The organism is Paenibacillus alginolyticus DSM 5050 = NBRC 15375, assembly GCF_000422905.1.
Taxonomy (GTDB): domain Bacteria; phylum Bacillota; class Bacilli; order Paenibacillales; family NBRC-103111; genus Paenibacillus_E; species Paenibacillus_E alginolyticus.
The window spans coordinates 1-19273 of the sequence record NZ_AUGY01000042.1 but is presented as its reverse complement, the minus strand read 5'-3'; the positions used below and the strand labels follow the sequence as shown (position 1 = coordinate 19273).

Sequence of the window (19273 nt, the reverse complement as noted above, 5' to 3'; positions counted from 1 at the left end):
TTCGGCCAAATAGCTAACCGGGTTCTTCGAATGCCATTTTTTGCGGGAAACGGACTTCAAAAAGCGTACGAATTACACTGCTTTCGGCCGTAATTGTGCCTTGATGCTGATCTACAATATTCTTAGCTATGGACAAGCCAAGCCCAGTGCTCCCCTCACGATGTGTTCGCGCTTGATCGCCGGTAAAAAACATATCGAAAATATGCGGCAGTTCTTCCGGAAGAATACAATCCCCATAATTGATCACTTGAATCGCCACATCTTCCGCATCAATATTGCAATTAATATCAATAAACTGGCCATCTTTTCCATAGCGATTGGCATTCGTCAGCAGATTTTCAAATACACGTGCCAGTAGCTCACCGTCCCCCAAAACAATTAAGTGCGGAGTCACATTCAATCGAGTTGTTAGGTTGTTTTTCTCAAAAACAGGGTATAATTCCTCGTTTAATTGAATGAGAAGCTCGCTCATATCGATTGGTTTTTTTTCAATGTTCAGCTTTCCATAGTTCAAACGAGTGATTTCGAATAGTTCATCAATGAGCTTTTCTAGACGTTGAGACTTGGTAAAAGCAATGCTCGTATAGTGCTTCATTTGATCAGCAGTCAACTGATCGTTCTGAAGAATGAAATCCAAATAACCTAAAATGGAAGTCAGCGGCGTACGCAAATCATGAGCCAAGTTCAAGACCAATTGTTCCTTGCTATTTTCTGCAAAATCTCCTCTATCCAAAGCTTGCTGCAATTGTTCACTTGCCCGATTAATATCTCTCGCAATGTCCCCGAATTCATCTTTGGAGGGAATATGGATGCGACTATTGAAATTACCATTCGCAAGCTGATTAATTCCGCTGGATATTTCATTGAAATAAGCCGCATATTGCTTGGTGAAGAGAAAGAAAAACAAAATCGAGAGAGGAATGAAAATAAGCAAAAAGAAGTTAATATCCCCAATATCTCTCATGACATATCGAATTTTAGTCAATGGATTTTCGAACTTGGTCGTATAATAATAGAGTTGAAGAGCTTTATAGAGCACATAGGTTATGGTAGCGGAAAAAAGCATGCTTAAACCAAAGAACTGAATCATTTTAAATCGAAAGCTTCGGATCATTTCAGCCATTGAATGTATATCCTACCCCCCAAACTGTTTTGATCAGTTTATTTTTATGATCGTCTTCCCCTAGCTTTTTCCGTAAGGTACGAATATGTACCATGACCGTATTGCTGCCTTCATAATATACATCGCCCCAGACCTGTTGAAAGATATTTTCCGCGCTGTAAACTTTCTTTGGATAACTGGCTAACAGATACAAAATATCGAACTCTTTTGGAGTTAATTCAATGGGTTTGCCGTAAACGAATACGGTTCGTTCTTCGGGATAGATGACCAGTCCGCCTGCCTCCAAAGGTTGCTTGCCCCCCTGCTTTGGTTGATTAAACTGTGTGGAACGCCTCAGCTGAGCATTCACTCGAGCAACCAATTCCATCGGGTTGAACGGTTTGGTTACATAATCATCCGCTCCGCTTACCAATCCGGTAATCTTATCAAGGTCCGTCGTTTTTGCGCTTAAAAAAATGATTGGCAGATGATACTGAGCCCGAATTTGCCTTGTTGCTTCATAGCCATTCAGTATGGGCATCATAATATCTAAAATAGCCAAATCAATGGAATGCGTCTGAATAGCAGCAATAGCTTCCTGCCCATTTGCTACTTTCACGCAGCGGTAACCCTCTTTTTCTAAATGCAATTCAATCAGATCGGCAATTTCTGCCTCATCATCCGCAATCAGAATTGTAATCGATTTCATTCCTTCCACCCCTGTATGACCATCGTATTGCTTTTTATTGTATCAGATGGAGCTGCCTCTTGCTTGGTTAGCACTTGATGTAGTAACTAACAAAGCAAATAATTTGAAAATAATGAAACCGAACAAGCCCCCGCTTGAATTGAGTATCAGATCATCTACATCAAAACGTCCAATAGAGAAAAAGGCCTGCGCTAATTCTAGGATTAGACTTAAACCTAATGAAAGAATGAACGCGCCTATAAATGATACTTTTTTGTTTCTTAACATTAAACCAAGAAGAATTCCGTACGGAATGAATATCGCAATATTCCCAACCAAGTTAATTAGACCATGACTCGAGATATCATGAATAGTTCTGGATATTTCTTTAAAGGGAATCAGATTACCTTTTTGAAGTTGCCTGCTCATATGATCCGTATTCCTCAGACTTATCTTAAGCTGATGCCAGAGAAATGTCAGGTCGATTGAGCTGAACTTAAATAGAATAATTTTGAATAACGTGTACACATAAAGGGTAAATAGTACTTGAATTGTAATATCTTTCAACATTATTTTATGTTTCATACGCAATTCTCACCTTCTTGAGATTCATAAGCCGAGGTACCGGATGATCCTTGTTGACCAACAACAAATTGCCTTTATAAATCTGATCTTTGGTTACTTTAAGCTCGTTCATTTGAGGAGTCACCTCTTGAGTTGATTCTCTTCTTCCGGTGATTTCTCGTTAACGACTTTCAGTTTGTGCTGACTAAATCCATAGCCGAGCAGTAAAAGTATTACAAGCCACAAAACCCACTTCTTCATCCTTAGTTCCTCCTAACCATTCATTCACTCCTAGGATAAAGAAAACTAATTAATAAGAAATGGGGTTAAAAATAAAATTTTTCTTAAGCTTGTACATCCCTCAAATAGGAAAAGACCGCTCATCGCCACTTTGATAGCGAATAACGGTCTTTATTAATTAAACATATTTCACAAACTCACCAATCGGTTTACGATAACCGCGTGGCCGCTGACTGGTCGTATCTTCTTTCCCAATCGTAATTAACATAACAGGAACGAAACGTTCCTCTAATTGAAGCGCCTCAATGAGCTTGTCTGCCTCAAAACCGATCATCGGACAAGTATCCCAACCTTGCTCTTTCGCTGTAAGCATAAATAACATGGCTGATAGACTTGCATTCCGGATCGCTTCAACTCGCTTGAATGGCTCTCCCCGTTCTTCATAGAAATGTGTCACTTACTCTACTTCAGAATCTAACTCTTGTTTACTGAAAAATCCCAAATGGAAAAGCCCTTCATTTATTCTTGCAGAATCCTTATACGCTTCCAAATCGCCAAGGACCGCAATAACTGCGGATGAGCTCTGAATTTTGTACTGTTTGTAAGCCGCCTCATAAACCTTCTGTTTCATCAAAGGGTCTGTGACAACAACATAATTAGCATGCTGTAAGTTATAAGCGGATGGGGCAAACTTAACCAGGGAAAAAATTTGCTCTAATTCTTTTTGTGAAATATCGATCCCTTGCGTAAATTTGCTTGCAGATCGTCTAGATTTTACAACCGATTCAAAATCATTCAACATGAAGTCCCCCTAATGATGATGTATGAGTACCTGCTCAATACTTAATTCTATTAGAGTAGTGACTTGATAGCAAAATGATTTGACTATTTCCGATTACATTTTTCGACATTTTTCTGTGATTTTCACGAATTTTATTCCATAGCTGTATTGCGCAGTACCATATGAATATGGTCCTCCCAAACGCCATGTATTTGTAAATATTTGAGCGCCAAGCCCTCTTCATAAAAGCCCAACTTCTCAACGACCTTCAGGGACGCCGCGTTTCGAGGCATGATATTGGCTTCAATGCGGTGAAGTTTCATCTCATCAAAAACGTAGGGAATGATCGCTTTCAGTCCCTCTGTCATGAGACCTCGATTAAGAAGCTTTCCGTCCATTCGGTAGCCCAAGTGGCAAGATTGGAAGGCACCTCTGACGATATTACTAAGAGCAATTGACCCAACTATACGTTCTTCAAATAGCATCCATACCTTAAGCATCTGGCCTTCCTTGATCTTCACTGCTTCTTGTTCCAACTGCTCAGCCTGATAATCCTTCGTGAAATACGCTTCATTCCGCTCTAATTCCCACGGTTCGAGAAAAGTTCGATTGCGAATCACATAATCCAGAACCAGATCTACGGAAGAACGATCCAATATAACTAAAGACATTCGTTCGGTCTTAACCAAGAGTTTCATCAATTTTCCCCCTTCATTAGCAGAATTTACCTAACCAATAATACCTACTTCTCTTTACATTGTGCAACTTTCTTTTAAAATGTATGTCTTCCTTACTTATTTGCAGGAATTTACTTGCATTTGGGGAACTTAAAAAGAAGCAACTATCTAAATGGCTTACAAAGAAGGAGAAATTAACATGATAGAAACGATCAAAACCTATTTGAATGAGCAAAGGGACCAACACATAGAGGAATTAATGCAGTTTTTGCGGATTCCAAGTATAAGTGCTGTCGCCGAGCATCAGCCTGACATGATTCGCTGCGCAGAATGGACGGCTCAGTCTTTGCAGAAAGCCGGTCTTGAGAACATTGAAATTATGCCTACCGGGGGACATCCTGTTGTTTATGCAGACTGGTTGCATGCTCCGGGCAAGCCAACAGTACTTGTCTACGGCCATTATGATGTTCAACCGGCTGAGCCGCTCGAACTCTGGAACACACCTCCATTTGAGCCTGTGATTCAAGACGGCAAGCTATTTGGCCGCGGCAGCACCGATGATAAAGGTCAACTGCTGCTTTATGCCAAAGTGATTGAGGCTTTTTTACGAACGCACGGCAGTCTGCCTGTGAATGTGAAGTTTTGTATTGAGGGCGAAGAAGAGATTGCGAGTAAGCACCTGCCTGCCTTCGTGGAAAAGTATAAAGATAAATTGCAAGCTGACACCATTGTTCTTTCCGATACTCAGATGCAAGGACCAGGAAAACCTGCACTTATGTATGGACTTCGCGGGCTGGCTGGGTTTGAAATTACGGTGGATGGCGCAAATAGCGACCTGCATTCGGGCCTTTTCGGCGGCGCTGTTCAAAATCCGATTCACGCTTTATCCAAGCTGCTGAATTCCTTCCATGATGAGGATGGTCGTGTAGCGGTAAAAGGCTTCTATGATCGCGTCATCGAGCTCTCGGACAAAGAACGTGAAGCATTTAAACAAGTAGAACCCGACTCGAATAAGGTTCGATCGGACTTACATGTTGACACGCTATATGGGGAAAAAGGGTTCTCGTTCTATGAACAAACAACTTCCAGACCGACCTTGGAAATCACATCCGTGAGCGGCGGCTTTCAGGGTGAAGGCATCAAACCAATCATTCCTAACCGTGCCAGTGCTAAAATAGCTTGCCGTCTCGCAGCCGCACAAGTCCCCGAAGAAATCATGGATGCGGTTGAACATCATATCCGTGCCCTTTCAATGCCTGGCGTAAAAGTGACTCTAGACCGCCAGCTGCGCGGAAATCCTTTTATCACGCCAATCGACGAGCCTGTCATGGTAGCAGCGGCGGAAGCTTATGAGGATACCTATGGCGCTTGGCCTGTATATACACGAAGCGGAGGTTCAATCCCGATTGTTGAGGTGTTGGGACGCGTATTAGACGCCCCCGTCGTGCTGCTTGGCTTTGGTTTGCCAGGTGAGAACCTGCACGCACCGAATGAGCATTTTCATTTGGTCAATTGGGATAAAGGTACAGAAACCATTAGCCGTTTCTGGCTGAAGCTTGCCGCAATGCGTGAATAATCACTGAAAGGGATGAGTCTTAACATGAGTACGAACAACCTAATGATCCGCGATGCCAGCTTGGATGACTTAGCGGAAATTGTGCGGATTTATAATTCCACAATTGAAGGACGCATGGTTACAGCAGATACAGAACCCGTGACCACGTCTAGTCGTGAAGGCTGGTTCCATGAACATACCGCGGACTTCCGTCCTTTATGGGTATTGGAAAACGACAAGCGCATTTGTGGCTGGCTCAGTTTTCAATCCTTCTATGGCCGTCCTGCCTATAACGCTACAGCGGAAGTCAGCATTTATATCGATGAAGCTTATCGCGGCCAAGGTATTGGTCGTTACCTGATGGAGCATGCGATAGAGGCAAGTCCAAAGCTGGGACTGAAGACGCTTCTCGGCTTCATTTTCGGTCATAACGATCCCAGCCTCCACCTTTTCCGTAAATTTGGCTTCGCTAATTGGGCCCATCTGCCTGGCATTGCCGAACTGGACGGAATCGAGCGCGACCTCATCATTCTTGGTAAACGTGTAGGCTAATATGGAAATAAAGAGCGCTTTCCCCTTATACTCGCGATTTTCAATCGCCTTCTAAGAGGACAAGCGCTTTTTTATACTTAAAGCCTTATGAAAAGCCTCATTTCAAGCCATTCAAAGTTTCCTTATATAAATGAGCTTCTACCTCAATCTCTATCAACAACAAAGGATCTATTAAAGCCTTCACTTCTACCATCGTTGCTACAGGCTGCACGTCACGGAAAAACTCCCCATGCGCCCTGCCGAATTCCTCCCATAACGAAATATCCGTTACAAACATCCGCGTTCGAATCACATCTGACAGTTGACCCCCAAGTTCTTGCAGCGCCTGCTCGATCGTCTGGAGGACGAACCTTGCTTGTTCATACGGATTACCAACGCCAACGACCTCACCATCCTTCATTGCCGTTGTGCCAGCAACTTCGATCCGGTTCCCCACCCGAATTGCCCGACAATAGCCGACAACAGGCTCCCAAGGTGAGCCTGTAAATACCCTAGTCCGATTCATAACTCTCTCCCTCTCATTTTTGTAAAAAAGCGGCTAACTTCTTCTGCAAGCCTTCTGTCACCGAAAGAAGCGGCAATCTAAGGGTTCCCGATTCAATGACACCTTGCTGCTCAAGCAGCCATTTGAGAGGTGCCGGATTCGGCTCTTCGAAAAGCAATCGAATGAGGGGCAGCAACTCCTCGAATAGCTGTTTGCTCATCTCGTGCTGTCCAGCTTCAAAATGGCGATAAACCGATACAAACCGCTCCGTCATTACATTCGCTGACGCGCTCATAATCCCTTTAGCACCTGAGCTTAGCGCGTCATAAAGCAGTGAATCCTCCCCGCACAAAACGGGTTTCGAGCCAAGACGGGTAAGCTCAGACACCAATCGTGTGTTCGGCGTACTGTCTTTCATACCGATGACGCCATCAAGTTCAAGTATCGTACGCACCGTATCAAGTTCCAACGTCACGCCTGTGCGATGCGGTACTTCATATAAAATGACAGGCACACCAACGCTGGCTGCCCGGCGAAAATGTTCAATGATCCCTTGTTGACTCGGCTTATTATAATAAGGCACAACAACTAAAACGGCGTCAGCTCCTAATTTCCCAGCAGCTTCCGTCTTTTTCACCGTGGACAACGTATCATTCGTTCCTGTACCTACAATGATCGAGGCATTTACTTGCGCAGCCTCACGAGCTGCTTGTGCGGTAGCGAACAAGATCGCCATCTCCTCATTTGTAATCGTCGGAGATTCCCCTGTCGTTCCATTGACGACCAGTCCGTCTATCTCATCTTGAAATAAATTGTAAGCTAGATTATAAAAAGAGGCTGCATCCACCTCATACTCTTCATCAAATGGCGTAATAATGGGAACATAGATCCCATGTAAGTCTTTCTCTCTTAACATCCCAATCATCTCCCAGTCCTCATCTATTTGTACATTCACTTTAGCATGGATCATTGCATCACAGTTAGCTATAATAAATGATAAGACTCATCAAAAATTTTGATAATGAAGCGAGGGGTTCCCATGGATCTAACCTATTTCCGAACCTTTCGGGAGGTTGCACGGAGAAAGAGCTTTACACGAGCTGCTGAAGAGTTGGGCTATGCGCAATCGAGCATTACGATGCAAATTCAGAAGCTGGAACGAGAGTATGGCGTACCCCTTTTCGAAAGATACGGACGTCAGCTTCGATTAACAGCACCGGGTGAAAGCTTGCTAAAGCTAGTCTTGCAAATGCTTGACCTCTATGATCAATCCAAAGAAATGATAACAAGCGAAGTCAGCGGAACACTGACGATCGGGACAATTAACTCTCTCGCTGCTTACTATTTACCTCCCTATTTACATGTGCTGAAGCAACAATTCCCTGGACTGAATATCCAGCTCTTCCCTGACAGTGAGGCTTCCCTCATAACCAAAGTCAGAGATGGGGACTATGACATTGGACTCCTGTTAGATCGTTATCCTTCAGATACCGCCCTTGCTTGTACAAAAGTTAGGGAAGAACCATTAGTTTTGGTGGCACCGCTTGAGCATCCGCTAACGAAACGAACACAGATACAACTAACCGATTTTCAGCAAACCGAATTTATCGTTACAGAAGAGGGCTGCATCTATCGAGGCATGTTTGAAAAGTTGCTAAAAGATCATGCTATCCCGCTTCAGATTGGATTTGAGCTCGGTAATTTAGAAACCATTAAACACTGCGTCATGAATGGGCTTGGCATCGCCCTTCTGCCCCAAATTGCCGTACAGGATGAACTGGAACAAGGGAAATTAGCTCATCTTCCTTTTTCACATCCAGACGTAAAATTGGACCTTCAGCTGCTGCTTCACCCCAAAAAGTGGATGTCTCAGCCTTTGCAAACATTCATTCACCAACTGACCCAAGGATAACCTGGCGAATAAGAAACACGGATTATTCCGCCGTTTAGAGTCGTTCAGCAGTTTTGTGATTCATAACTATTATTCATAACTCCAAAATTCGATTTTAGAGTCATTCAGCTTTCGTGAGTGCAGATAGGCTTCCGCCACATGTTGGGAACCCGCCAATTGAAAATCCCCGAGTACACCATAGTCCAAGTTGTATTTTGTGCAACAATACACCCTTCTTACGCCGAAGTAGCCTGCTATTGTTGTATTTCGTGCAGCAATTTAGGCTTAAAACGCCTATTTCTGAGCGATTCCCGCCGGATTGTTGCACAAAATACAACAGTTCTGTGGGCAAGGGATAATATCTAGTCTGAATGCAGGCTCTCACATGCTAGTTTCTCTATCTAGGCCCGTCCGCTCTACAAACATCAGGAGGGAATAAGCTTTGTTTTACCCCCTAACCCAAAATATATAACTTCTTATAAGTAAAAAAAGAAGCTCTCCTTTACGTAAAGGTAGAGCTTCTCTGTTATGAACTTATATGCGGATGTCGAGATTGCCACCCAAATGCGGTGTCGCTGAAGCGGTAACCAGCTGTTGGGATTTCGTAAAATCCTGTACTAATGTACTAGATGAAGCTGCTTGCATATCACTTACTTTGCTTATAAGCTCAATGCCAACGGCTTGCTTCAAAGCGTCTCCGCCACTAATCGCAGTCATCATACTGTTGCTGATATTCACGAGCACTCCTCCTCTCATCGTTCGGTAGCTGGCGAGCATACGGTAAACCGAGTAGCCCCTATAGCTTTGCGTCTGTCGCTTTCGCGCCATTTGCCATTTCGCAGATGTTAGGCAGTACCTAGCACTTTTCTAGTATAGGATAATCTTACACAATTCGTCAATCTTCGCATTATTTTAAGTCATACAAACTTACACACCAAATGCAGCAGGATTCGATCTCCAAGAACGAAGCAATTCCATATCTTCTTGTTTGATTTTACCCTTTTCTAGAGCCACTTCTAGCAGTGTAGCGTAGTTGGAAAGTGTGTACAGCGGCATATCCGCAGCTTGGAACGCTTCTGTAGCTTTATCAAGCTGATAGGAGAAAATCGCCAGCACGCCCAGCGATACAGCGCCAGCTTCTTTGACAGCAATAGCCGCTTTCAAAGAACTGCCTCCCGTAGAGATAAGATCTTCAATCACGATCACCTTTTGTCCTGGTTTCACAGTGCCTTCAATCAGGTTCTCTTTGCCATGCCCTTTGGCTTTATCGCGAATATAGATCATCGGGAGACCTAGCTTCTGAGCTACCCAAGCGGCATGAGGAATGCCCGCTGTTGCCGTACCAGCAACAACCTCAGCATCCGGGAATTTCTCTTGGATCAAAGCTGCGAATCCGTCAGCGATCGCTTCGCGAATAGCTGGGTGTGACATCGTCAGACGATTGTCACAATAGATTGGCGACTTGAGGCCAGATGTCCATGTAAAAGGCTGCTGCGGTCGAAGTGCTACCGCTTCTATATCTAATAACGACGCTGCAATATGCTGCGCTATTGCTTCGAGTTGACTCATGTTCCTACCACCGTTCCTTCCGTAGTTAGACAAAAGCTTATTACACGATTGAATCGATAATCGCTTCAATCGCTGCTCTTGGATCCGCTGCGCCTGTGATCGGTCGACCTATCACGACGTAGTCCGTCCCCTGCGCGAACGCCTCAGCCGGCGTCATGATGCGCGATTGGTCGCCTACGTCGGCTCCCGCAGGGCGAATGCCTGGCGTCACGGTGACGAAACCGTCACCGCACGCCGCCTTAATCGCAGTCACCTCAAGCGGTGACGCGACAACACCCTGAAGCCCCGCAGCATGCGCTAAGCGGGCATAACGAATGACGGCCTGTTCAACCGTACCGGTCAGGCCGATCTCGTCATTCAGCACCTGCACGCTTGTGCTGGTCAATTGCGTCACGCCGATAACGATTGGGCGTGCAGCTTGGGCGGCTAGCCCCTTGTCGACACCCTCCAAGGCGGCTTCCATCATCTGCTTGCCTCCGGCAGCATGGACATTGAACACATCAACCCCAAGGCGCGTCACGCTTTCCGCGCCGCCTTTGACCGTGTTCGGAATGTCATGCATCTTCACATCGAGGAACACCTTGTAGCCGCGATCCTTCAGGCTCGCGACGAAGCTTGGACCTGCAGCATAGAACAGCTGCATGCCCACCTTCACGTAGCAAGGGATGCCTTCGAGCTGCTTTAGCAGCCCTTCAGCACCTTCTGCGTTCGCATAATCCAAAGCGACCATAATGCGTCCTGTAACATCTGTGCGAGTTAGAATACTCAAGTTCGTCACTCTCCTTAGAGTTTTGCTTTAGCAAAACTGACTTCGTTAAGCCTAGTCTTAGACATGAATTGGCATTGCACGCGAGGAGAAGTTGATTGCTTCAAGCATATTAACAAGCGCTCTTACTGTATCGAGTGATGTCATACAAACCACACCGTTCTCTACCGCTTCACGACGAATGCGGAAGCCGTCACGCTCTGGCTCTTTACCTTTCGTCAGCGTGTTCACAACGAACTGTGCATCACCGCTGCGGATGAGATCCAGAATGTTTGGCGAACCTTCGCTCAGCTTGTTCACGGTTGTTACTGGAAGCCCAGCTTGTTCAATGGCCAATGCTGTTCCGCCTGTTGCAATAATTTTATATCCAAGACGATAGAAGCCTTTTAAGATTTCAATCGCTTCTTCTTTATCTTTGTCAGCTACGGTTACTACGACAGATCCCGCTGCAGGAATTTTCATCCCCGCTCCAATTAAGCCTTTATAGAGTGCTTTGGCAAAATTGATATCGCGCCCCATAACCTCGCCTGTCGATTTCATCTCAGGTCCGAGAGTTGTATCAACACGGCGCAGCTTAGCGAAAGAGAACACTGGCACTTTAACCGATACGTACTTGTCTTCCGGCCATAATCCGCCTTGGTAGCCCATATCCGCCAGCTTTTGTCCCATAATGACGCGTGTAGCCACGTTGGCCATCGGGATGTTCGTTACTTTGCTCAAGAAAGGCACGGTTCTGGATGAACGCGGGTTAACCTCGATCACATACACTTGATCGTTATGAATAACGAACTGGATGTTGACTAGACCCACTACGTTCAGCTCAAGGCCGATTTTCGTCGTAATGTCGATAATTTGTTGTTTAATCGCATCCGAGATCGATTGCGGCGGATAAACCGCGATGGAGTCACCGGAGTGAACCCCTGCGCGTTCAACGTGTTCCATAATCCCAGGGATTAGAACCGTTTCTCTATCGCAGATGGCATCAACCTCTACTTCTTTACCGAGCATGTAGCGGTCGATCAGAACCGGATGCTCAGGGTTGATTTTCACAGCATATTCCATGTAGCTTAGCAATTCTTCATCGGAGTAGACGATTTCCATGGCGCGTCCACCAAGGACGTAAGATGGACGAACGATAACTGGATATCCGAATTTCGCTGCTGTACCCACAGCTTGGTCAACCGATGTAACGGTACCGCCTGGTGGTTGAGCAATGGAGAGCTTGCTAAGTAAAGCTTCGAATTTCTTACGATCTTCCGCCGTATCGATACTTTCGAGATCGGAACCGAGAATGCGTACACCGGCTTTGTGTAAAGGTGCAGCTAAGTTAATAGCTGTTTGGCCACCGAATTGTACGATTACCCCGATTGGGTTTTCGCGTTCGATCACATTCATCACGTCTTCAAAGAAGAGAGGCTCGAAGTACAAGCGGTCGGATGTATTGAAATCTGTTGATACCGTTTCTGGGTTATTGTTGATAATAACCGCTTCGTAACCTGCCGCTTGGATCGCCCAAACTGCATGAACCGTGGAGTAATCGAACTCAATCCCTTGACCGATACGAATCGGACCGGAACCAAGCACGACAACCTTCTCTTTCGTTGTTTCCGTTACTTCATCTTCTTGCTCATAAGTTGAATAGTAGTATGGCGTTGAAGCTTCGAATTCCGCTGCGCAAGTATCTACCATTTTGTAAACTGGTTTGATATTTTGTTGTAGACGGAATGTTCTCACGTCTGCTTCTTTGGTGAAAGTCGATCTGCCTGCAAGTGTGCGTATCTCAGCCACAGCACGGTCTGTAAAGCCTTTACGCTTGATTTCGAACAGCAGCTCAGCCGTCAAATCAGCAGCAGCAATCTCAGCTTCGAATTTGATCAGACCTTCAAGTTTGTTCAAGAACCACCAGTCAATCTTCGTCAAATTCTGCAATTGTTCCACAGTGTAACCTCTGCGATACGCTTCTGCGAGTAAGAACAGACGCTCATCGTCAGGCTTTTGCAGGCGTAACTCGAGTGTTTCTTGATCAATAAGATCCGTCTCTTTAAGGAACAAACGGTGTACGCCGATTTCTAAGGAACGAACCGCTTTATGAATGGACTCTTCGAATGTACGGCCAATCGCCATAACTTCCCCAGTCGCTTTCATTTGCGTACCCAGCTTACGGTTTGCTGCCGTAAATTTATCGAACGGCCAACGCGGAATTTTGGAAACGATGTAATCCAGTGCTGGCTCGAAGCAGGCATAGGTTTGGCCTGTTACTGGATTGACTAGCTCATCGAGCGTGTAGCCAATCGCAATTTTCGCAGCCATCTTTGCAATCGGATAGCCCGTTGCTTTGGATGCAAGCGCTGAAGAGCGGCTTACACGCGGGTTCACTTCAATTACGTAGTATTGGAAGCTATGCGGATCAAGCGCGTACTGTACGTTACAGCCACCCTCAATGTTCAAGGCGCGAATGATTTTCAGTGATGCCGAACGCAGCATTTGATACTCACGGTCCGACAAGGTTTGGCTTGGTGCTACAACGATACTATCTCCGGTATGTACACCCACGGGATCAAAGTTCTCCATGTTACATACCACGATACAGTTATCATTCGCGTCACGCATTACTTCGTACTCGACTTCTTTCATGCCCGCAATACTGCGCTCTACGAGACATTGACCGATTGGACTGTAACGAATTCCGGAAGCAACGATTTCCGTCAATTCTTCCATCGTGTTACAGATACCGCCGCCTGTTCCACCTAGTGTGTAGGCAGGACGAATGATAATTGGAAAGCCGATTTCGTTCGCAAAATCAACCGCTTGAGCAACCGTCGTTACGATAACGCTATCTGGTACAGGCTGCTCTAATTCTCTCATTAAGTCTCTGAAAAGGTCACGATCCTCTGCCTTCTCAATCGCTGTAAGCTGTGTTCCCAGAAGCTTCACGTTCTCGCTTTCCAGAACACCCGCACGAGCTAGTTCAACGGCCATGTTCAAACCTGTTTGACCACCGAGTGTTGGAAGCAAACCATCAGGACGTTCTTGACGAATGATTTGCGTAACAAACTCAAGCGTAATCGGTTCGATATATACTTTATCCGCCATGTTCGTATCCGTCATGATCGTAGCAGGGTTGCTGTTGATCAGGATAACTTCCATGCCTTCTTCTTTAAGCGCTTGGCAAGCTTGTGTACCTGCATAGTCAAATTCCGCTGCCTGACCGATGACGATAGGACCGGAACCGATAACGAGAATCTTTTTGAGTGTATTATTTTTTGGCATATTGCAGTTCCTCCCTAGAGTTTTGCGTTAGCAAAACTTGCTTCGTAAGCTTTACTTACAGATGTCGATGCCGTGGAAGCTTTCCACTGTGCAAGCATTTGCGCTTGGCGCGGCTGCTGTGGGTTATCGATTTTGTGCTGACGAATCAGCGAGATGAAATCATCGAACAAATAGCTGGAGTCAAATGGCCCCGGTGCTGCCTCTGGGTGATACTGAACCGAGAAAGCAGGGTATTTTTTATGTTTCAAGCCTTCAATAGTGCGGTCATTATTGTTGATGTGCGTCACTTCAAGGTCAGTTCCTTGGACGGATTCTTCCTTAACCGTGTAGCCATGGTTTTGCGAAGTAATGTAGCAGCGACCAGATATGAGGTCTTTCACCGGATGGTTACCGCCGCGGTGACCGAACTTCAGCTTATCCGTGTCGGCGCCGCATGCCAGTGCGAACAGCTGGTGACCCAAGCAAATACCGAAGAGCGGGATATCGCCAAGCAAGCCTTTGATCATTTCCACAGCGTGAGGTACATCTTTCGGATCCCCAGGGCCGTTAGACAGCAGCACGCCGTCTGGCGCAAGGCGACGAATTTGTTCAGCTGTAGCATCTTGAGGTACAACAACAACGTCGCAGTCGCGTTTGCTTAGATCGCGGATGATTCCGCTTTTGGCTCCGAAGTCTACGAGAACGATACGTTCTTTGTGACCTGGTGCGCCGTATACACTTTTCGTGGATACACGAGCGACTTGATCCGTCATAAGAGGCGTTCCTCTTAAGATTTCAGTCAGCTCAGCAATGGATTTATTGGATGTTGTCAAAAGGCTTTTCATAACGCCGTGATGACGGATTTTACGAGTTAACATGCGCGTATCGATGCCGCTGATCCCAACGATGCCGTATTCTTTCAGCAGGCTACCCAGCGTATATTGCGCTCTCCAGTTACTAGGAATCTCTTCATGCTCACGAACGACAAAGCCATGAATGAAAGGACGTACGGATTCAAAATCATCCCGAATCACACCGTAGTTCCCCACCAATGGATACGTCATGGTCACGATTTGACCGCAATAGGAAGGATCGGAAAGCACTTCCTGATAACCTGTAATACCTGTATTGAATACAACCTCGCCGACGGATTCACCTTCACTACCGAACGATTTTCCTGTAAAAAGAGTGCCGTCTTCCAGCAACAATCTTGCTTGCATGTTCTTTCAACTCCTTCGCTATTGTCAGCGATTCTTACGAACCGCGGATGTCATGCCTACAACTTCTTGTTTTGTATAAGATTTGCATAAAAATCTATCATTCTGTATAAATATACACGATTTTTCGATCTGCGTATAGATCTTAAAGCGGATTTTAGTTTGTTTTCAACATCATTTAAGAACAATTTATGACCAAACCACTTTGCCAGAAGCAATGGTAACAACCGGCCAGCCTTGCAGCTTCCAGCCGATGAATGGCGTGTTTTTGCTGCGTGAAACGATCTCTTCTTTGAGAACTTCGCGCTCTGTTTCCAAATCCACGATGGTGATATCAGCTGCGCTGCCTATTTCCAGTGTTCCGTATGGAAGACCGAATACGTCGGCAGGTTTTTTCGTCATACGATCTACAAGGAAGCCTAATGACCATTTGCCTGTTAGTACAAATTTAGTGTAAAGCAATGAAAACGCGGTTTCGAAGCCGAGGATGCCGAATGGAGCCAGCATCATGCCCTTCTCTTTCTCTTCTTCGGTGTGCGGCGCGTGATCCGTTACGATAATGTCTATCGTGCCATCTTCCAAAGCTTCGATGACAGCCTGCACATCGCGCGGTGTGCGCAGCGGCGGGTTCATCTTCCAGTTGGCATCGAGCCCTGGGATGTCTTCTTCCGAGAGCACGAGGTGATGCGGACATACCTCGGCAGTCACTTTAATGCCGAACTGCTTCGCATGGCGGATCAGTCGAACGGACTGCTCGGTGCTTACGTGGCACACGTGATAGTGAACACCAGTCGCTTCGGCTAGCAGCACGTCGCGACCCACATGAATCGCCTCGGACTCGTTCGGGATTCCCTTGAGTCCGTGCTTTTTCGCAAACGTGCCTTCGCTGACCGGCGCGCCAACCACAAGCGTGTCATCCTCGCAATGCGCGATGATGGGCATCCCGATCGATGCAGCTAACGCCATCGCATCCTTCATCATTTGCGCGCTTTGTACGCCGACGCCGTCATCGGTGTAACCGATGACGCCCGCTTCTTTCAGCGCAGCGAAATCGGTTAACTCGCGGCCCAGCTCGTTCTTCGTAATCGTGCCGTACGGAAGAACACGGACGACACCTTCTGTTGCCGCTTTATCCAATATGTAGTTCACCGTATCAACGGTATCGATCACAGGTCTTGTGTTCGGCATGCAAGCGATCGTTGTGAAGCCGCCTCTTGCTGCGGAACGTGTTCCGGTCGCGATATTTTCTTTATGTTCAAAACCAGGCTCTCTTAAGTGGACATGCATATCGATGAATCCTGGAGTCACCAGCTTACCTGCTGCATCAATGACTTCATGGCCTTCGGTTGGTGGAACCGAACCATCAACTACATCTATAACCTTTGCAATTTTATCATTCTCTACCAAAATGTGTTTCTTCGCTTGTACATTATTTACATCGACGGTAAGCCCGTTTAAGATCCAAATGCCCATTGTGTTGAAGTCCCCCTGTATTATGATAAAGCTCGTTCGATGACCGCCATACGAATCGGAACACCATGAGCAATTTGTGTGAAAATTTTGGATTTCTCGTGTTCTACCAGCTCATCATCAAGCTCTACATTTCGATTGACTGGTGCTGGATGCATGATGATTGCATGAGGTGCCATGCGGCTTGCGCGCTCTGTCGTTAGCCCATATTGCTCGCGATATTCCTCTGCTGAGCGAATGATTCCTTTGTCGTGCCGTTCAAGCTGCACACGCAGCATCATGACCACGTCCGCTTTCAGTGCTTCCTCGAAGGACACATACGGTGCGAACTCAGCCAGCTCCGGAGCTTGCATGCTTTCCGGCGCGCAGAACTGCACCTTTGCTCCTAGTGCGATTAGGCCCCAAAGATTAGAGCGAGCGACACGGCTGTGTAAGATATCTCCGATGATCGAGACCGTCAGACCTTTGATGGCGCCGAACTGTTTGCGCATTGTGTAGAAATCGAGCAGCGCCTGCGTTGGATGCTCATTATTGCCGTCCCCCGCGTTAATGAGCGGGATTTTGATTTTCTCAGCCAGCTCTTGCAGAACACCGTTTGGCTTCAATCGGATAACACCCGCATCGATGCCCATGGACTCGAGGGTACGAACTGTATCGTAGATCGACTCACCTTTTTGTACACTAGATTCCGCTGCGGAGAAATTAAGTACGTCAGCTCCGAGCCGCTTTTGCGCCAGTTCAAAGGAGAACCGAGTTCTTGTACTATTTTCAAAAAACAAGTTGGAAACGAATTTGCCTTTAAACTGATTCGTCACCTTTGAAGATGATTGTTCCCAGTAGGCAGCACGATCAAGTATGCTCGTTATCTCCCCTGCACTTACGCCTTTCAAACCTAAAAAATGCTTGGTTTGTGTACCCACTATGCTCACTCCTGTTTCCCCCTCTGCCATCGAATAACGACGCCATCTTTCTCATCGATTTCTGTAAGCTGCACCTCAATACTTTCACTTTTGGAGGTAGGTACGTTCTTTCCTACATAATCAGGGCGAATGGGCAATTCACGATGCCCTCTGTCAACTAGTACGGCCAGTTGGATCATTTGCGGTCTGCCCAGATCGATCAATGCATCCATGGCTGCCCTCACCGTTCTTCCGGTGTAAAGCACATCATCGAACAGGATGATTTTGCGGTCTTGAATTTGGATGTTGCCGCCTTCCTGAACATTTTCCACTGACCTCACCTTCACGCGATCATCACGATAAGAAGTGATATCAATCTCTCCGACAGGAACCGGCACACCTTCAATCTCAAGAATTCGCTCTGCTACTCGCTTGGCCAAGTAAATACCACGGGTCCGAATCCCAATCAAGGTACAATTCTCTACCCCTTTATTCTTTTCCAGTATCTCATGCGCAATCCGCGTTAGCGCTCTGCGAATTCCCATTTCATCAATAATCGTGTGTTCGGCCGTTTCATTCATCTTTCTCGCCTCCTGAGAGTTTTGCTTTAGCAAAACTGGCATCGTAAGCATTTACTTAGTTTTCCGTAGGAAAACTTGCATCGTAAGCATTTGCTGAGCTTTGCTTTAGCAAAACTTGCATCGTAAGCAATTACTTAGTTTTCCGTAGGAAAACTGGCATCGCATGCATTCGTAGGTTTTCTGTTAGCAAAACCAAAAAACTCCTTGCCCATTTATTGGCAAGGAGTTACGAGTGCATAAAGATACAGAGCGGGGCATAAGGATGCGCACATCCCTTAGCTTTGTCTACACTGAATCCGCGACTCAGTATATCCCGTCTTTTCTCATCGACTACCTTGCCAGCCTCTCTGGACTGTTTTTAAAGGTACATATTTAATTAAAAGAATTATCCCACTTTCGACACAATAAGTCAATATCAAAATCCATTTTCATGACAAATGTTGAGATATATTCAGCTATTACTTTCGAAAAGCTCGTGACATAAGTCACACGTTAGATTGCAAAGTGATGGTTGCTCCAAGTGATCAAAAAATCAGCATGTGAACGAAACGTAAACGCGGTTTTGCAGCAGCTGATGAGCGCTCGAAATCAAATTGATGCAAAAAGTGCAGTTAATCAAAGATATCTTCCTCAATAAATGGCGTTTAACTGCATTTTGTACATTACCGATGCATCAAACCTCACATCAAATATTTACTTAATTTGTAATATAAAGTATTTATTAATCTAGACAAACAAAGAAAAAGCACCTATGTTTAGGGAATGACGCGCTATCCATCATTCTCCCAAACAAAGGAGCAAACCATGGATAACGATAAGGAATTTTTAGTAGTTTGTCAATGTCTCAAAGTGCTCAATGTCCTAGATTATCGGTCTATTTTTCAGGATCATCGGTCAAAGAAGCTGTTTGCGGGTTCAGCCATAGGGCTTCATGTCGTTGCTCAGCTGTTGCAACTGAAATCGTATTGCGAACTGTCTGAGCAACTCC

General features: G+C 45.8%; 18 protein-coding genes, 1 pseudogene and 1 riboswitch. Of the genes and pseudogenes, 3 read left to right on the top strand and 16 right to left on the bottom strand.

From position 1 onward, the window contains the following. Positions 1–13 precede the first annotated feature (13 nt). The 6 genes and pseudogenes from G519_RS0119050 to G519_RS0119020 form a co-directional block, all read right to left on the bottom strand. Positions 14–1123, bottom strand: a complete 1110-nt coding sequence (locus tag G519_RS0119050) for a sensor histidine kinase (protein WP_029196061.1) — start codon at positions 1121–1123, stop codon at positions 14–16. Then, positions 1116–1811 (bottom strand): response regulator transcription factor, encoded by a 696-nt coding sequence (locus G519_RS0119045; RefSeq protein WP_029196060.1) that lies wholly within the window; start codon positions 1809–1811, stop codon positions 1116–1118. Before G519_RS0119045 ends, G519_RS0119050 begins: the two co-directional genes overlap by 8 nt. Before the next feature lie 42 nt (positions 1812–1853). Further along, positions 1854–2375 carry a VanZ family protein gene (locus tag G519_RS0119040; RefSeq protein ID WP_029196059.1) on the bottom strand — a complete coding sequence of 174 codons (522 nt, stop codon included), beginning with the start codon at positions 2373–2375 and terminating at the stop codon, positions 1854–1856. Next, a complete protein-coding gene (locus G519_RS53030) occupies positions 2365–2487 on the bottom strand; it encodes a hypothetical protein (RefSeq protein WP_268617356.1) in 123 nt (40 codons plus the stop codon). Before G519_RS53030 ends, G519_RS0119040 begins: the two co-directional genes overlap by 11 nt. Positions 2488–2772: 285 nt before the next feature. Continuing rightward, positions 2773–3393: pseudogene (locus tag G519_RS43635) on the bottom strand (nitroreductase family protein). 134 nt (positions 3394–3527) lie between these two features. Further along, the gene (locus G519_RS0119020) at positions 3528–4073 is read right to left on the bottom strand and encodes a GNAT family N-acetyltransferase (RefSeq protein ID WP_029196058.1); all 546 of its coding nucleotides are present in this window, start codon (positions 4071–4073) and stop codon (positions 3528–3530) included. 178 nt (positions 4074–4251) lie between these two features. On the opposite strand from G519_RS0119020, the gene G519_RS0119015 reads away from it, so the two are divergent. Both G519_RS0119015 and G519_RS0119010 read left to right on the top strand, forming a co-directional pair. After that, a complete protein-coding gene (locus G519_RS0119015; protein WP_029196057.1) occupies positions 4252–5628 on the top strand; it encodes a dipeptidase in 1377 nt (458 codons plus the stop codon). A 24-nt stretch (positions 5629–5652) separates the two neighbouring features. Continuing rightward, on the top strand, positions 5653–6159 hold the full coding sequence (locus G519_RS0119010) for a GNAT family N-acetyltransferase (protein ID WP_029196056.1): 507 nt from the start codon (positions 5653–5655) through the stop codon (positions 6157–6159). A 97-nt stretch (positions 6160–6256) separates the two neighbouring features. Here G519_RS0119010 and G519_RS0119005 read toward each other — a convergent pair whose 3' ends face one another. Both G519_RS0119005 and dapA read right to left on the bottom strand, forming a co-directional pair. Continuing rightward, positions 6257–6664 carry a RidA family protein gene (locus tag G519_RS0119005; protein ID WP_029196055.1) on the bottom strand — a complete coding sequence of 136 codons (408 nt, stop codon included), beginning with the start codon at positions 6662–6664 and terminating at the stop codon, positions 6257–6259. 13 nt (positions 6665–6677) lie between these two features. Next, a complete protein-coding gene (gene dapA, locus G519_RS0119000) occupies positions 6678–7559 on the bottom strand; it encodes a 4-hydroxy-tetrahydrodipicolinate synthase (RefSeq protein ID WP_029196054.1) in 882 nt (293 codons plus the stop codon). Positions 7560–7682: 123 nt separating this feature from the next. On the opposite strand from dapA, the gene G519_RS0118995 reads away from it, so the two are divergent. Further along, a complete protein-coding gene (locus G519_RS0118995; protein WP_029196053.1) occupies positions 7683–8555 on the top strand; it encodes a LysR family transcriptional regulator in 873 nt (290 codons plus the stop codon). Between the two features lie 513 nt (positions 8556–9068). Here the strand turns inward: G519_RS0118995 and G519_RS0118990 are convergent. From G519_RS0118990 to pyrR, 8 genes are all read right to left on the bottom strand, one after another. Beyond that, entirely contained in the window at positions 9069–9272 is a 204-nt protein-coding gene (locus G519_RS0118990) for a putative motility protein (RefSeq protein WP_029196052.1), read from the bottom strand. A 20-nt stretch (positions 9273–9292) separates the two neighbouring features. Beyond that, positions 9293–9377, bottom strand: a riboswitch (cyclic di-GMP riboswitch). A gap of 84 nt (positions 9378–9461) precedes the next feature. Next, on the bottom strand, positions 9462–10103 hold the full coding sequence (pyrE, locus tag G519_RS0118985) for an orotate phosphoribosyltransferase (protein WP_029196051.1): 642 nt from the start codon (positions 10101–10103) through the stop codon (positions 9462–9464). A 40-nt stretch (positions 10104–10143) separates the two neighbouring features. Continuing rightward, positions 10144–10833, bottom strand: coding sequence for an orotidine-5'-phosphate decarboxylase (gene pyrF, locus G519_RS0118980; RefSeq protein ID WP_051253512.1), 690 nt, complete (start codon positions 10831–10833; stop codon positions 10144–10146). Positions 10834–10929: 96 nt separating this feature from the next. Beyond that, entirely contained in the window at positions 10930–14139 is a 3210-nt protein-coding gene (gene carB, locus G519_RS0118975) for a carbamoyl-phosphate synthase large subunit (RefSeq protein ID WP_029196049.1), read from the bottom strand. Positions 14140–14153: 14 nt separating this feature from the next. Next, positions 14154–15338 carry a glutamine-hydrolyzing carbamoyl-phosphate synthase small subunit gene (gene carA, locus G519_RS0118970; RefSeq protein ID WP_029196048.1) on the bottom strand — a complete coding sequence of 395 codons (1185 nt, stop codon included), beginning with the start codon at positions 15336–15338 and terminating at the stop codon, positions 14154–14156. Positions 15339–15524: 186 nt separating this feature from the next. Further along, positions 15525–16808: a dihydroorotase gene (locus G519_RS0118965; RefSeq protein WP_029196047.1), complete on the bottom strand. Its 1284-nt coding sequence runs from the start codon at positions 16806–16808 to the stop codon at positions 15525–15527. Positions 16809–16828: 20 nt separating this feature from the next. Continuing rightward, a complete protein-coding gene (locus tag G519_RS0118960) occupies positions 16829–17755 on the bottom strand; it encodes an aspartate carbamoyltransferase catalytic subunit (protein ID WP_127527930.1) in 927 nt (308 codons plus the stop codon). Then, positions 17731–18285 carry a bifunctional pyr operon transcriptional regulator/uracil phosphoribosyltransferase PyrR gene (gene pyrR, locus G519_RS0118955; protein ID WP_029196045.1) on the bottom strand — a complete coding sequence of 185 codons (555 nt, stop codon included), beginning with the start codon at positions 18283–18285 and terminating at the stop codon, positions 17731–17733. The genes G519_RS0118960 and pyrR overlap by 25 nt, the downstream gene beginning before the upstream one ends. Positions 18286–19273: the final 988 nt, after the last annotated feature.